This is a genomic window from Pseudomonas sp. 2(2015) (assembly GCF_000955865.1).
GTDB lineage: Bacteria > Pseudomonadota > Gammaproteobacteria > Pseudomonadales > Pseudomonadaceae > Aquipseudomonas.
Window position 1 is genome coordinate 94,331 of record NZ_JYOF01000010.1, and the last position, 14,518, is coordinate 108,848.

The following is a 14,518-nucleotide window of genomic DNA, read 5'->3' on the forward strand; positions in this document are numbered from 1 at the left end:
GTGTTCGCACTATCTCTGGACCACAGGCTGGGTTGAGGGGTTCAACCGGGTTGTCAGACGGTCGTTTGCAAACCTACAGGCCTTGCTGCACCAACGGATCGTCGGGGTTCTGCTGCTCCAGCTGGGCCAGCAGCACCTGCACATTCTGCAACTGGCCGGTCTCTTTCCAATACTCGATCAGCAGCACCCGGGCCTTGCGGTTGGCCGGTTGCCGGGCAAGGATGGTTTCCAGTTGCTTTTGCGCGGCGTCGACCTGCTCCAACTGATGCAGGCTGGTGGCCAGGGTGTAGCGGTAGTCATTGTTGTCCGGCTCCAGCTCCAGGGCCCGGGCAAAGGCCAGCAGGGCGTATTCGTCCTGGCCGTGGCGCAGCAGCCAGCGGCCCAGTTCATGTTGTAGAAAGGCCGAGTCGGGACGTTGTTGCAGGGCCTTGGCCAGCACCTGGCGCGAGGCGTCGGTCTGGTTCTGGCGCTCCAGCAACTGCACCTGCGCGGCCAGTGCCTCGAGGTTGTCCGGCGCCAGCTGCAAGGTGCGCTCAAGCGCCTGCGCGGCCTCCTGGTAGCTGTTTTCATGCAGGTACAGCTGCGCCAGGTGCAACTGCGCGCTGGCATCGTCGTCGCGCTGCGCCAGCACCTGCTGATACTGCTCCAGCACCTCTTGCAGCGGGCCGAAGTACAGGCCGATGTCATCGGCGCTGAGCCCCAGCAGGGCATCGACCACGGCAAAGCGTACGCTTTGCTCCTCATCATCGAGCAACGGCCCGAGCACCAGGCTGCGCTGGGCGCCGGGCAGCATCGTCTGGATACTGGCGATGGCCGCGCGACGCACCAGCGGCTCGTCATGCTGCAGGTCGCGGCTGGCCAGTTTCAATGCCAGCGGCGAGGGGTAGTTGGGCAGTTCTGCATACAGGCTGGCGCGGCGGATCGGCGACAGGTCATTGCGCCCCAGTTGCTGGTAGAGCACCCGGGCGGCGCCGGGCTGGCCGTCATGGGCCATGGTCAGGGCCTTGGTGTAGCTGTGCTTGAGGGCAGGCGTCGGCGCCGGGCTGTCGTCACGCCAGAAATAGCCACCCAGGCCGAGGATGATGAGCAGGGTCAGACTGATAAGCGTGTACTGGCGCTGTTTCGACATGGTGAATCCGAAGCGTGTCGCGGCTGCAAAGGCTTGAGCTTGGGTCACGAGGGCCGGTGGCGTCAAATGTAAAAGGGGGGTGGGTCCCTATCGCGGGGCAAGCCCGCTCCTACAGATATCGCAGCGATGCCAAACCTGTAGGCGCGGGCTTGCCCCGCGATCGGCCATAAAAAAGCCCCGCAAGCGGGGCAAAAGGCCGGTCAGAAACCAACCAAAGGAGCCGTTGAATCAGTTCGCCGCAGCCACGCTTTCGGCCTGCCAGCCGCCACCGAGGGCCTTGTAGATGGCGACGATGCCGCGGTACAGGTCGACTTCGCCCTGGGCCTGGGCATCTTCGGCGCTCAGGCGTTCGCGTTCGGCGTCGAGCAGCACCAGGTAGTCGACCGTGCCTTCGCGGTAGCGAATCGAGGCGAGGTCGGCCGCCTTGCGACTGGCTTCGCTCTGGCGCAGCAGGGCCAGCAGCCGTTGCTGGCGTTTGCTGTAGTCGCTGAAGGCGTTTTCCGACTCTTCCAGGGCCAGCAATACCTGCTGCTCATAGTTGGCCAGGGCGCCCTCGGCATCGGCGTTGGCGCCGCGCAGGCGGGCGCGCACGCTGCCCAGGTCGAAGGCCGCCCAGGTAATGCTCGGGCCCAGGGCCCAGGCCTTGGCGGCCGAGGAGCCCAGTTGCGAGCCGCGCCCGGCGGTAAAGCCGAGAAAGCCGCTGAGGCTGACCCGGGGGAACAGGTCGGCGGTGGCCACGCCGATGTTGGCGGTAGCCGCTGCCAACTGGCGCTCGGCGCTGCGGATATCCGGGCGGCGCTTGAGCAGCTCGCCGGGGTCGCCCACCGGCAGCGCCTTGGCGATGGCCGGCAGTTGCGCCGGCGACAGGTCAACCGCCAGGGCATCCGGGCGCTGGCCGAGCAGAGTGGCGATGCGGTTGCGCGCCCGTACCTGTTCGGCCTGCAGTTGCGGCACACTGGCCTCGACCGCCGCCAGGCGGGCATCGGCCCGCACCACATCAAGGTCGTTACCGACCCCGGCGTCACGCAAGGTTTCGGTGATACCCCGCGAATCCTGCTGGGTCTTGAGGTTGGCCAGGGCGATCTTCTCGCGCAATTGCGCACCGCGCAGCTGGCCATAGGCATCGACCAGTTCGGCGATCAGGCTCACCTGCAGTTGCTGCAGGTCGGCCTGGGCGGCGTCCTGCTCGGCTTCGCTGGCTTCAAGTTGACGCTGGATGCGGCCGAACAGGTCCAGCTCCCAGGCCATGTCCAGGCCCAGGTCATAGCGTTCGCTGTTGACCCGGTCCTCGCTCTGGCCAGGCACCTGGCCCTTGCCCAGGTCGGCGCTGGCACGGCTGGTGACGGTGGGCAGGGCGTCGTTGCTGACATCGTCGCGAATCGCCCGCGCCGCTTTCAGGCGGGCGAAGGCCACGCGCAGTTCGCGGTTGCCGTCCAGCGACTGGCTGACCAGTTTGTTCAGTACCGGGTCGTCGAACTGCTTCCACCAGATGCTTTCAAAACGGCTGCGGTCGAAGGCGACCTTGGCGCTCGGTTCGTTGGCCGCGCTCAATTGCGCCGCCGCGGTGTCCGGGGCCTTGTAGTCCGGGCCCACCGCACAAGCGGCCAGGGCCAGCACCAGCAGGCTGGGCATAAAGAATTTCACACTGCGGTTCATGCATGAGTCTCCAGCTTCAGCGCACGCGCCGCTTTGCGGGCCTGGCTGCGTTCCACGTAACGGCGGATCAGAACAAAGAACACCGGCGTCAGCAGCAGACCGAAGAAGGTCACCCCGATCATCCCGGAGAACACCGCCACACCCATGGCATGACGCATTTCAGCACCGGCGCCGGAGGAGAACACCAGCGGCACCACACCCATGATGAAGGCGATCGAGGTCATCAGGATCGGCCGCAGGCGCAGGCGGCAGGCTTCCAGTACCGCGGCCAGCGGGTCGAGGCCTTCGGCCTGTTTGTCCTTGGCGAACTCGACGATCAGGATGGCGTTCTTGCACGCCAGCCCCACCAGTACGATCAAGCCGATCTGGGTGAAGATGTTGTTGTCGCCACCGGACAGAATCACCCCGGTAATCGCCGACAGCAGGGTCATCGGCACGATCAGGATCACCGCCAGCGGCAGGCTCCAGCTTTCGTACTGGGCGGCCAGCACCAGGAAGGCCAGCAGTACGCAGAGCGGGAAGACGAACAGCGCGGTGTTACCGGCCAGGATCTGCTGGTAGGTAAGCTCCGTCCATTCGAAAGTCATGCCGTTGGGCAGTTCTTCCTTGAGCAGTTTCTCGATGGCCTTTTCCGCTTGCCCGGAGCTGTAGCCCGGTGCTGCGGCACCGTTGATCTCGGCGGTGATGAAGCCGTTGTAGTGCATGACGCGGTCCGGCCCCGAGGTGTCGCTGACCTTGATGAAGGTCGCCAGCGGGATCATCTCGCCCTGGTTGTTGCGCACCTTGAGCTGGCCGATCTGCTCGGCTTCAAGGCGGAACTGCTGCTCGGCCTGGACGTTGACCTGGTAGGTGCGGCCAAAGCGGTTGAAGTCGTTGGCGTACAACGAACCCAGGTAGATCTGCAGGGTGTCGAAGATATCGCTGATCGCTACACCGTGGGTCTTGGCCTTCTCGCGGTCGATGGCAGCATCGACCTGCGGCACGTTGACCTGGTAGCTGGTGAACAGCCCGGCCAGCTCCGGCACGTTGTGGCTCTTGGCGATGATGTTCTGGGTTTCCTTGTACAGCGCTTCATAACCCAGGTTGCCACGGTCTTCGATCTGCAGGCGGAAACCACCGATGGTGCCCAGTCCCTGTACCGGCGGCGGCGGGAAGATCGCGATGTAGGCGTCTTCGATATCGGCGAACTGCGCGTTCAGCGCGGCAGCAATCGCGGCGGCCGACTGGCTCGGGTCCTTGCGCTCGTCGAAGGGCTTGAGCGGGGTGAAGACGATGCCGCTGTTCGGGCTGTTGGTGAAGCCGTTGATCGACAGGCCCGGGAAGGCCACCGAGTCAGCCACGCCCGGTTGCTTGAGGGCGATCTCGCTCATCTTCTTGATCACCGCCTCGGTGCGGTCAAGGCTGGCGGCATCCGGCAGCTGCGCGAAGGCGACCAGGTACTGCTTGTCTTGCGCCGGTACAAAGCCGGTAGGCGTCGACGAGAAGCCCAGCCAGGTCATGATGATCAGGCCGCCATAGACGAACAGGGCGATGCCGCTGCTGCGGATGACCCGGCCGACAGCGCCGACATAGCCATGGCTGGCACGGTCGAAGAAGCGGTTGAACGGGCCGAACAGCCAGCCACCGAGCAGGCGTTCGAGCACTTTCGAGAAGCGGTCTTTGGGTGCGTGGTGCTCCTTGAGCAGTACCGCGGCCAGGGCCGGCGACAGGGTCAGGGAGTTGAAGGCCGAGATCACCGTGGAGATGGCGATGGTCAGCGCGAACTGCTTGTAGAACTGCCCGGTAAGGCCGGAAATGAACGCCGCCGGCACGAACACCGCGCACAGCACCAGCGCCGTGGCGATGATTGGCCCGGTCACTTCGCCCATGGCCTTTTGCGTGGCTTCCAGAGGCTTGAGGCCCAGGCCGATATTACGCTCGACGTTCTCCACCACGACGATGGCGTCGTCCACCACGATACCGATGGCCAGTACCAGGCCGAACAGCGACAGGGCGTTGAGCGAGAAGCCGAACAGGTGCATCACTGCGAAGGTACCGATCAAGGAAACCGGAACCGCCACCAGCGGGATGATCGAGGCGCGCCAGGTCTGCAGGAACAGGATGACCACCAGCACCACCAGGATCAGCGCTTCGAACAGGGTGTGGACCACCGCCTCGATCGAACCGCGAACGAATACCGTTGGGTCATAGACAATGCTGTAGTCCATGCCTTCAGGGAAGTCCTTCTTCAGCTCGGCCATTTTCGCTCGGACCTCGTCGGAGATCTCGATGGCGTTGGAGCCTGGGCGCTGGAAGATCGGGATGGCCACGGCCGGCTGGTTGTTCAGCAGCGAGCGCAGGGCGTACTGGCTGGAGCCGAGCTCAACGCGGGCGATGTCCTTCAGGCGGGTGATCTCACCATCGGCGCCGGAGCGGATGATGATGTTCTCGAACTCTTCTTCACTGACCAGGCGGCCCTGGGTGTTGACCGACAGCTGGAAGCTGGTGGCCCCGGGTGCGGGTGGCGCGCCAAGTTGACCGGCGGCTACCTGACGGTTCTGCTCGCGAATGGCGGCGACCACGTCGCTGGCGGTGAGGTTGCGCGAAGCGGTCTTGTTCGGGTCGAGCCAGACCCGCAGCGAGTAGTCGCCCATGCCGAACAGTTGCACGTCACCGACACCGCCCAGGCGCGCCAGCTCATCCTTGATGTTGAGGATGGCGTAGTTGGACAGGTAGAGCATGTCGTAACGGTTGTCCGGCGAGGTCAGGTGCACAACCATGGTCAGGTCGGGCGAAGCCTTGTCGACGGTAATACCGATACGCGTGACTTCCTCGGGCAGCTTGGGCTGGGTGCGGGTCACGCGGTTCTGCACCTGAACCTGGGCGTTGTCCAGGTCGGTACCGAGGGCGAAGGTGACGGTCAGGGTGACCTTGCCGTCGGCGGTGGACTGCGAGGACATGTAGAGCATGTTCTCGACCCCGGTAATCGCCTGCTCAAGCGGCGCGGCGACGGTTTCGCCGATCACTTTCGGGTTGGCGCCGGGGAAGTTGGCACGCACCACCACGGTGGGCGGTACCACTTCCGGGTATTCGCTGATCGGCAGCTGGAACAGCGAGATGCTGCCGGCGATCAGAATCAGCAGCGACAGCACCGCGGCGAAGATCGGCCGGGTGATAAAAAACTTGGAAAAATTCATCGGACTGATCCCTTAACCGCGCGGTGCCGAGGCACTGGCGAGTTTTACGCTGGGGGTGGCCACTGTTTTGCCCTGGATACTGGCTTCGAGCGCCTGACGTTGTTGGGCGAGGGCGGCGATGGTCGCGTCACTGGCCATTGGCGTGTCCTGCGGGTCGACTGGCGAGCCCGGGCGTACCCGTTGCAGGCCCTTGACGACAATGCGGTCATCCTTGCTCAGGCCGTTGCGCACGATGCGCAGGCCTTCGAGTTTCGGCCCCAGCTCGACGGCGCGGTAGGCGGCCTTGTTGTCCTTGTCCATGACCAGCACGAACTTCTTGCCAAGGTCGGTACCGACCGCTTCGTCGTTGATCAGCACCGCCGAGTAGGTGGCGCTGCCGACCAGTTTCAGGCGTGCGTACAGGCCCGGGGTGAACTGCCCGTCGCGGTTGTCGAACACCGCGCGGCCACGGATGGTGCCGGTCTTGGGGTTGACCTGGTTGTCGACGAAGTTCATCTGGCCCAGGTGCGGGTTGCCGTTTTCGTTGGACAGGCCCAGGTACACCGGGGTGCTCTGGCCGCGTTGGCCGTCGCGCGCCAGCTGGGTGTACTTGAGGTACACGCGCTCGTCGGCGTCGAAGTAGGCGTAGACCTTGTCGGTAGAGACCACGCTGGTCAGCGGCGTGACGTCAGCCGTGACGATGTTACCGGCGGTGAACTGCGCGCGGCTGACCCGGCCGCTGATCGGCGCGGTGACGCGGGTGAAGCTTAAGTTCAGGCGCGCCAGGTCCAGTTGCGCCTGGATCGCGGCAACGCCGGCGCGGGCTTCGGCAGCGGCACTGGTGCGCGACTCGGCAAGCTCGGCGGAAATCGCGTTGCTGCTGCGCAGGCGCTCGCCGCGCTGGGCTTCGTTTTCGCTGCGGATGGCGGTGGCGCGGGCTTGTTGCAGTTGGGCTTCGAGGCGGCGGACCTCAGCCTGGAACGGACGCGGGTCGATCTGGAACAGCAGATCGCCTTTTTTCACCTGGGCGCCTTCGGTGAAGGCCACCTGGTCGATCTGCCCGGAGACGCGCGGACGCACCTCGACGGTTTCCGGCGCCTCCAGGCGGCCGGTGAACTCGTCCCATTCGTTGATTGGTTGTTCCAGCACCTTGGCCACGCTGACCTTGGCCGCCGTCGGCGCCTGCACGGCCTCCGGGGTGCGACCGCAGGCACTCATCACCAATACAGCCAATAGAGCAAGGGGGTAACGCAAAGGTTTGAGTGACTGTTCCATGGGGAGTCCGCCAATTTATTGATAGTGGGCGGATTCTGCGATTTGAAACTATCAACGACGAATCGAATGGGGCGAAGGTTATTATCATTGGGAATGATATGAGGAGTGTAAGGGCAGCGTTTCGGGGGTATGCTCCTGGCGATTGATGGCTAGAGGCCATGCAGGGATAGGAGTAGCAATGCCAACGCGTGAAGTACAAGGTGCAGTTGAAGGCCACGACAGAGCCGCGCAACGGCGCGAAGACGATTTGCTCGATCGCTGGAGCATCGCCCGATCGGTACTGCGCGCCGCCAGCGCAACACCCGCATGGTCGACACGAATTGCTTTGTGCGGCAGGTGGGGTAGTGGCAAGACCAGCGTGCTGAATTTCATTGAGCGCCAGGCTGGGCAAGAGAATCGCCGACGCTGTCAGGCAGATAGGCAATGGGTAATTGTGCGATTTTCAGCGTGGAATGCCACCGAGCAAGGCGGGATCGGCAGTTTTTACCAGGCATTGCTTGGCCAGCTGGGTAAACAGCGGATCAAAGTACCCAGGCTGGCCCGATGGGCCAAAGACGCCGCTGCGAAACTGGGCGGTATGGCCGATGTCGTGAAGGTCGTTATCGACGCGGGGGTGAAGCTCCTGCCTGGCGCAGAGGTCACAACGGCCGCAGTCGGGGGAGTGCACAAGTTGCTCGCCAGGCTACCAAAATGTCTGCAACCAGGTGCCGAGGATTTGCGTGCTTTGCAGGCTGAACTGCATTCGGTTCAGGTGCTGGTATTTATCGACGACCTCGACCGCATCGACCCCAAATTGATCCCCAGCGTACTGATGAGCTTGAAAGAGCTGCTGGACTGGCCAAGGTTCGTCTTTGTCCTGGCGTTTGACCTGGAGGTTGTCAGCAAAGCGCTCAAGGATCATTCGCAAGCCTTCGGCCCTGATGCCCAGCGGTTTCTGGAAAAAATCATTGATATTCGCTTCCATTTGCCGGAACCAGAGGCCGAGCAGGCAGCCAGCCTGGCCTGGTCATTGTATGAGCAGAACTTGGCGTCGTTCATACCCAGGCCGGCCTTTGCCAGGGTCGTTGACTGTATGCCGGGTAACCCGCGGTTGGCGAAAGCGATTGTCCGGGAACTCTGTTTGTACCGGGAGGTGGCAGGAAGGCACGCCAGCCACGAGCTACGCTGGGAAGTCATTGTTTTACAAACCATCTTGCGCCATGAAGCGCCGGCAACCGAACGTGCACTTGCGAGGGCTTTGCAATCTGCAGAGAGTGGCTTGAAAGCAAAAAAAGACAGTTTTGCAGCTGAATCCATCAAGGCAGACGAGGTGGGTTTCGAGGCATTGCAGCGCAAGGTTCAAGAGTTCCTCTTGCTGTGTGAGCGCGTGCCCGCAACGTTGCTGGCAAAACAGGCAAAGTTGCTGATCAGCGAGCCCGTTTTCACTGACAAGGAATATCAGGACTTTCTTCGGCGATGGAACGCACAAGAAGAGGCCGAGCAGGTGTCTGCATTTATCAGACAGTGCGTTGACATTGCCTTCAAGCGGCCAGGTGATGTGGCCCGTGAATTTCTCGAAAAGGTTCTGGCTGACTACGGGGATGCTTCACGCAAAATGGTCGATCAGCACAGTGAAGGGTTGCGTCGGTCCTTTACCGATGCGGCTCATAAGCAGCTTTCGTTACTTGAAACCAGCTGGCGCATGAGTGATCCGGCGATCCAGGAAAGTTGCCAGAGCCTCGATGCCTTCACGCGCCTATGGGGTAATACGTTGTTGAGCAGAACGTCCTTCATGTCAGCATCGGCGCCTCTGGACTTTGTGCAACGCGAAGAGCAGTTGCTCGAACGTGCGCTGGAGGGGTGTCGTAACAAGATCGAGCTGTTCGAGTGGATGCAGGAGATGCTCTATCGGCATTCGCTGGAAAAAAGGACGAGCCAGCGCCAACTTCAGTTCATCGATAAACTGGCGCGGTCATTAGATTCTGAGGTAATCGACAGCACCCTGCAGGCGTTTATCCAAGCCAGGGGAGTGGCCCGTGCGCAGGTGCAGTCAGGCAATCCACACGGTTCGTTGTACTGGCGGTTAACCTCTGAGGATTCACCACTCTACACTCCGGCGGGATGCCGCCGGCTGTGCCAACTGTTCGAGGACGTGCCATCGGCGGTTACGGCGCGGGCTGATTTCACGGAGAACGTAGTTGATTATCTGGTTATGTTGGCAAGTCGCATCATGCCCACCCAGAAAATGGAAACCTACACTGCGCAGCAGGTACGGCAAATGCAGGACATCGCTGCGACGGCTTGGCGTACCTTGCTCTTGACCGCTCAGGATTATAAAGACCCGGTGAGGTTGATGGATAACCACAAGTACCTGTCCTCTTATCTTGATAGCGCGCTCATCCCGGTACCTGAATGGCTATCGCAATGGCATGAGCGTACGCGGATGAGCAGGGTCGAAAATTAGCAGCAATAATAATCGGGCCATGCCCAGCATGGCGCGCAGGATATGGGAATGGAAACGGTAGAATCAAACCTGAACCGATGAGCCTGAGAAATTTTCTTTCCATCAGTGTGTTGATGCCCAATGTTATGAACACCTGTGTCGGGGCCGAGACCGGCTTAATTTTCTCCGGGTGAGGCGAGGGCTCTCAAGGGCACTGCACCTCTACAGTGAACGCAGGAATTCCAGTAACTCCTGGCGCTCCTGCCGCGAATAGCCTGCAAAGCGCTCCCGCGCCACTGCCGCCTCCCCACCATGCCACAACACCGCCTCCTCAAGCGTACGCGCCCGGCCATCATGCAGGTAGCCGGCGCCGAGGTTGATCCGTTCGAGCAAGCCCAGGCCCCACAGCGGCGGGGTACGCCACTCGTGGCCGGTGGCCAGGTAATCGTCACGGCCATCGGCCAGGCCCGGGCCCATGTCATGCAACAACAGGTCGCTGTAAGGCTCGATCTGCCGCGCAGGCAACAGCGGGTAGAGCGGATGCTGGCCCGTGCTCAGGTGCGGACGGTGGCATTGGGCGCAGCCAGCCTGGCTGAACAACTGCTCGCCACGTTGCACCTCGGGTTTGCTCCGGTCGCGGCGCGGCGGTGGCGCCAGGTGGGCCAGGTAGAAGTGCAGGTCGCCCAGTTGCACAGCATCGAGCTCCGGTTCGCCGCCGCTGGCGGCCTGGCGACAGGCCGTTTGCAACGGCGTGCAGTTCTGTTCGGAATACAGCGGCGAAGTAATCCCCAGATCACCGTGCATGGCACCGGCAATCTGCTGACGCAGGTCCGGCTGGTTGGCCTTGAGGCCAAAGCGCCCGGGCTCAAGGCGCTGGCGTTCGACGCTCCATACCTGGTTGACGCGGCCCTTGACGCCATCGGGCTTGGGCGCGTCGGCCAGTGCCTGCAGGGTGCTGGCCTCGATGGCTTCGAGCAGGCCCAGGCCGAATACCGGCGAGCCGACCCGCATCGAGGTGCGCACGTTACCCAACGGGCCGTAGGCCAGTTCGCTGAAGCTCAGGCGCGGCGAACGCAGGCCGATGCGTTCGCCATCGGTCAGGGTGACCCACTGCTCTTGCCAGCGCACTTGCGCCCGACCTTCAGCGGCCACGCCGGGAACAGCCGATTCGCTGAGCTGATCACCATAGACCGGATGTGGCAGCGGCCCGCCGTGGGCATCGTGCCCGGGTAGCGACAGGCGCACCAGCATCGTGCGCAGCGGTTGCTGTTCACTGGCAGGTGCCTGCCCGCGACCATTCTTGGGGTGGCAGGCAATGCAACTGATGCGGTTGTACAGCGGCCCCAGGCCATCGACCGCTTCGTCCCGCGAAGGCGCCACCACCCAGGCCTGGCGGAACAGGCTGCGGCCGTGAAAGAAACGCTCCAGCTGCTGCGCATCGTCCAGCCCCGGCAAGGGCTGGGCGAAGGCTTCACGGCTGACGGCGGCGCTGGCGGGCGTGCTCAGCAGCGTGGCGAGCAGCAAGCAGATACCGCGCTTCACAGGCCCATGGCCGACAGCAGGCGCTCGGCTTGCGCCTGTTGCCGGGCGCTATGGAACTGCCAGGCGATTTCCTCGCGGCCGAGGGCATCCTGGTCGCTCGCCGGCTGGCGCTGCATGCCATGGTCCTGGCGCTGGGCAAACAGTGCCAGCAACGGCGCGGACGCCGCTTGCTCTTCGTCGATAGGCGGCACGCTGAGAAACTCGCGCACCGCGGTCAGGTCGCGGCCCTGGGCTTCACCGGCATGCACCCGCGCCCACAACACGGCGAGGCGTTCATGGGGTTGGCCGAGCCATTGCTCGAACAGCGAGGTGATCAGCGCCAGGCGTTCGCGCGAGCTGTCGTCGGTGTAGGCATAGGCGCCCTGGCGGGCGGCGGCGAAGGGGTCGTGATAGCCCGCCGGCAAGTCGGCATAAATGCTGGGGCGCACCGGCAACTTGCGAATGTCCGGGTCGGCCAGCAGGCGTTGCCCTTCAGGCGACAACACGAAGCGCACGAAGGCCCGCGCTCCCTCGACCTGCCTGGCCTGGCGAGGGATGGCGATATGCGCCGGGTTGAGCCCGCCGTGGGCCGGGTAGACAAACTCGACCGCTTCGCCGTTACTCACCGCCGAAGCCACGAAAAAGTCGATCGACACACCCACTGCCGAACGCCCGCTGGCGACCTCGTCACTGACCAGGGTGCCACCGCGGCTGACCAGCCGCGATTGCCCGGCGAGCTCGCTCCACAGCGCCCAGCCTTGATCCCAGCCGTAGGCCTGCAAAACGATATCCAGCAGCACTGGGGCAAAGCCGACGTGCGCAGGGTCGGGCAAGGCGACGCGCCCGCGCAGGCGGGAATCGAGCAGGTCCGGCCAGTCTTGCGGGGCAGGCATGTTCAGCTTGGCCAGTTCTTCCGGGTTAATGGCAAAGCCGTAACCGGCAAGCTCCGTGGCCTGGTAGCGCGCCGCGCGATCGCGCAGGGCGATGCCGCCAATGCGCGGCGGCAAACCGTCCAGCTCGACCCCTAGCGGCTGCCAGCCGGCGTCCTGGGCCAGCCGCTTGAAGTTGCCCGGCGACGGCGCCCAGTAGACATCGACCCCGCCCTGGTCGGCCTGGCGCAGATAGGGCAGGGCATCGAAGCCCTGGCGCCAGAGGATCTGCAGGCGATAATCAGGGTTGGCGCGCTCGAAGGCCTCTTCGAAGCGCGTCATCATCTCCTCGGGGTAGCTGGTCAGCACCACCACCGGCTGCGGCGCGCCCGCCTGGACACTGGCTGCGCCCAGCAGCAGCGCCAGCAGCCAGGCCTTAGAGCGGCACATTGAACTGTACGAAGTAGCTGCGGCCAATTTCCGGGTACCCCTCGCTGTATTCATAAAGGCGATCGAACAGGTTGCGGATGCCCGCTTCGATGCGCACGTCATTGCTCAAGCGATAGCCGCTTTTGAGGTTGTACAGCGCATAGCCGCCGCTCATCTGGCTGCCATCGGACATGTTGTAACGCCGCGAAGCGGCTTCGACGCTGGCGGTGTGGCGCCAGGCGTCGAGGTTCAGGTTGGCCGAGGCGAACAGGTTGTGGCGCGGTGTATCGATCGGGCGCAGCTCGGGATTGCTGCGGTTTTCACGATCGAGGTAGGTGTAGCTGGTGTTGAATTCCCAGTTGCCCAGATCGCCGCGCAGGCCCAGTTCGACACCCTGGTTACGCGCCTTGGCGATGTTCTGGTATTGGCCGCAGGGCGCTGCGCAACCGGCGACCGGGGCGACGGTGACCTGCTGGATGGAATCTTCGATGTTGCTGACGAACAGCGCCGTGTCGAGGGTCCATTGGCGGCTGATCGCGCCGCTGTAGCCCAGCTCGTAGTGGGTGGCGCGTTCGGACTTCAGATCGGGGCTGGGGATCACCGTGCCAAAGCGGGTCGAGTAGCGGTCCTTGATGGTTGCAAAGCGGCTCTTGCGCGCCACGGTCAGGCGCACCTGGCCGTTGTGGTCGATGTCCAGCAAGGGGCCTGTGTTGATGAACAGGCCCAACTGGCTGTTGACCGCATCGTCGCTGCCGGTCGGCTCGTCATACAGGGTCTTGACCCGGGGCGAGGCGGCGCTGGTGCCGAAGTTCTCGGCCTCAAGGCTCTTGCGGTAGTTGTACGACACCCCGCCGACCACGCTGAAGATGTCGTTCAGGCGCAGGGTATCTTCCAGGGCGATGGACTGGGTCTGGTCGCGAAAGTGGGTTTGCGGGTCGCTGCCATCGCGCGAGCGGTGCACATCTTCCTTGAAGTGATAAGCGATGCCCAGGCGGTTGCCGGTGCTCAGGGCCAGGTCGCCCTCGACCGAGAAACCGGTGGACTCATCATCGTATTTGCTCGGGAACCCCGGCTGCATCGCGCCATGGATACCGTTGTTATAGACAAAGCTTTCCAGTGAGTTCTTGAAGGTGTCGCGGTACACCCGGGTTTTCAGGCCGTGCTCGCCGAAGCGTGTATTGGTGGCCAGGAACAGGCTGGTCTTGTCCCACTGCGGCCACTCCCACCAGCGCTTGCGCTGGCCGCTGGCGGGCAGGTCGCCGGCGTAGGGCGGCTGGCCTTTGCGACCTTCCTGCTGGACATAACCGAGCACGTATTCGTCGGTGTCGTTGGGGGTGAAGCCGAGCTTGAAGCTGAACTTGCCGTCGCGCTTGTTGCTGTTTTCCCGGCGGCCCTTGCCTTGCTGGTTGTTGGTTGGCTCGAAGTCGTCGGGCAGCATCGTGTAGTCATAGTCGACATACGATACGCCACCCTGCATCCACCAGTTGCCCTGGTTGGAACCCAGGTTGGCGTAGCTGCGATAGGCGTTGACGTTGCCGTGGTCGGTCAGTTCCAGGCCGCCACCGACTTCACCTTCGAAGGTTTCGGTGGGCCGCCGGGTGATCAGGTTGATCGCCCCGCCCAGGGTATTGGGGCCGTACAGCAGCGAGGCGAAACCCTTGGCCACTTCGATGCGCGACAGGTCGTAGGTGGTGAAACGTCCCAGGTCGATGTTGCCGTCATAGGGCACATAGGTGGGAATGCCGTCGATATACACCGGCACCTGCAGGCGGTCAAAACCGCGCACGTACACCACCTGCTCGGCGCGCCCGCCCATGTAGGCGAGGTTGACCCCAGGCGCCAGGGCCAGGGCGCGGTCGACGGTCTCGCGGTCATGCAGGCGCATGTCTTCGAGCTCGACGACGCTGCTGCCGGTGGCGAGCGCCTCATCCTGCGGGGCCCAAATCTGGATTTCACCGAGGCTGAAGGTTTTCTTCTGCTCGGCCACGGCAGCCTCGGCGCTGATGGCGGCCAGGGCGAGCAGCAGGGTACGGGGGGCGAACGGGGTCATGACGCTCCTTGG

At 63.4% G+C, this 14,518-nt stretch carries 8 protein-coding genes; 1 reads left to right on the forward strand and 7 read right to left on the reverse strand.

Annotation, left to right across the window (positions count from 1 at the left end):
- Window positions 1-73: 73 nt before the first annotated feature.
- The 4 genes from UB48_RS14265 to mexE form a co-directional block, all read right to left on the reverse strand.
- Window positions 74-1,129: a tetratricopeptide repeat protein gene (locus UB48_RS14265; protein WP_045198106.1), complete on the reverse strand. Its 1,056-nt coding sequence runs from the start codon at window positions 1,127-1,129 to the stop codon at window positions 74-76.
- 228 nt (window positions 1,130-1,357) lie between these two features.
- Window positions 1,358-2,785, reverse strand: a complete 1,428-nt coding sequence (locus UB48_RS14270) for an efflux transporter outer membrane subunit (RefSeq protein WP_045198108.1) — start codon at window positions 2,783-2,785, stop codon at window positions 1,358-1,360.
- Window positions 2,782-5,961 carry an efflux RND transporter permease subunit gene (locus tag UB48_RS14275; protein WP_045198110.1) on the reverse strand — a complete coding sequence of 1,060 codons (3,180 nt, stop codon included), beginning with the start codon at window positions 5,959-5,961 and terminating at the stop codon, window positions 2,782-2,784. The genes UB48_RS14270 and UB48_RS14275 overlap by 4 nt, the downstream gene beginning before the upstream one ends.
- A gap of 12 nt (window positions 5,962-5,973) precedes the next feature.
- Window positions 5,974-7,215, reverse strand: a complete 1,242-nt coding sequence (mexE, locus tag UB48_RS14280) for a multidrug efflux RND transporter periplasmic adaptor subunit MexE (protein ID WP_045198112.1) — start codon at window positions 7,213-7,215, stop codon at window positions 5,974-5,976.
- 178 nt (window positions 7,216-7,393) lie between these two features.
- Between mexE and UB48_RS14285 the strand changes: the two genes are divergently transcribed.
- Window positions 7,394-9,658 carry a P-loop NTPase fold protein gene (locus tag UB48_RS14285; protein WP_045198114.1) on the forward strand — a complete coding sequence of 755 codons (2,265 nt, stop codon included), beginning with the start codon at window positions 7,394-7,396 and terminating at the stop codon, window positions 9,656-9,658.
- 201 nt (window positions 9,659-9,859) lie between these two features.
- Here the strand turns inward: UB48_RS14285 and UB48_RS14290 are convergent, their stop codons facing one another.
- Genes UB48_RS14290 through UB48_RS14300 form a run of 3 tightly spaced genes read right to left on the reverse strand, consistent with a single transcriptional unit; the run spans window position 9,860 to window position 14,506 of the window.
- Complete coding sequence (locus UB48_RS14290) at window positions 9,860-11,161, reverse strand: di-heme oxidoredictase family protein (RefSeq protein WP_156160204.1); 1,302 nt, start codon at window positions 11,159-11,161, stop codon at window positions 9,860-9,862.
- A 14-nt stretch (window positions 11,162-11,175) separates the two neighbouring features.
- Window positions 11,176-12,477: an ABC transporter substrate-binding protein gene (locus UB48_RS14295; RefSeq protein ID WP_052676519.1), complete on the reverse strand. Its 1,302-nt coding sequence runs from the start codon at window positions 12,475-12,477 to the stop codon at window positions 11,176-11,178.
- Window positions 12,464-14,506 carry a TonB-dependent siderophore receptor gene (locus UB48_RS14300; RefSeq protein WP_045198118.1) on the reverse strand — a complete coding sequence of 681 codons (2,043 nt, stop codon included), beginning with the start codon at window positions 14,504-14,506 and terminating at the stop codon, window positions 12,464-12,466. The genes UB48_RS14295 and UB48_RS14300 overlap by 14 nt, the downstream gene beginning before the upstream one ends.
- Window positions 14,507-14,518: the final 12 nt, after the last annotated feature.

Coding starts and splice junctions, on each gene's coding strand:
- UB48_RS14265 (WP_045198106.1), bottom strand. CDS start 1,129: ATGTCGAAACAGCGCCAGTACACGCTTATCAGTCTGACCCTGCTCATC.
- UB48_RS14270 (WP_045198108.1), bottom strand. CDS start 2,785: ATGAACCGCAGTGTGAAATTCTTTATGCCCAGCCTGCTGGTGCTGGCC.
- UB48_RS14275 (WP_045198110.1), bottom strand. CDS start 5,961: ATGAATTTTTCCAAGTTTTTTATCACCCGGCCGATCTTCGCCGCGGTG.
- mexE (WP_045198112.1), bottom strand. CDS start 7,215: ATGGAACAGTCACTCAAACCTTTGCGTTACCCCCTTGCTCTATTGGCT.
- UB48_RS14285 (WP_045198114.1), top strand. CDS start 7,394: ATGCCAACGCGTGAAGTACAAGGTGCAGTTGAAGGCCACGACAGAGCC.
- UB48_RS14295 (WP_052676519.1), bottom strand. CDS start 12,477: ATGTGCCGCTCTAAGGCCTGGCTGCTGGCGCTGCTGCTGGGCGCAGCC.
- UB48_RS14300 (WP_045198118.1), bottom strand. CDS start 14,506: ATGACCCCGTTCGCCCCCCGTACCCTGCTGCTCGCCCTGGCCGCCATC.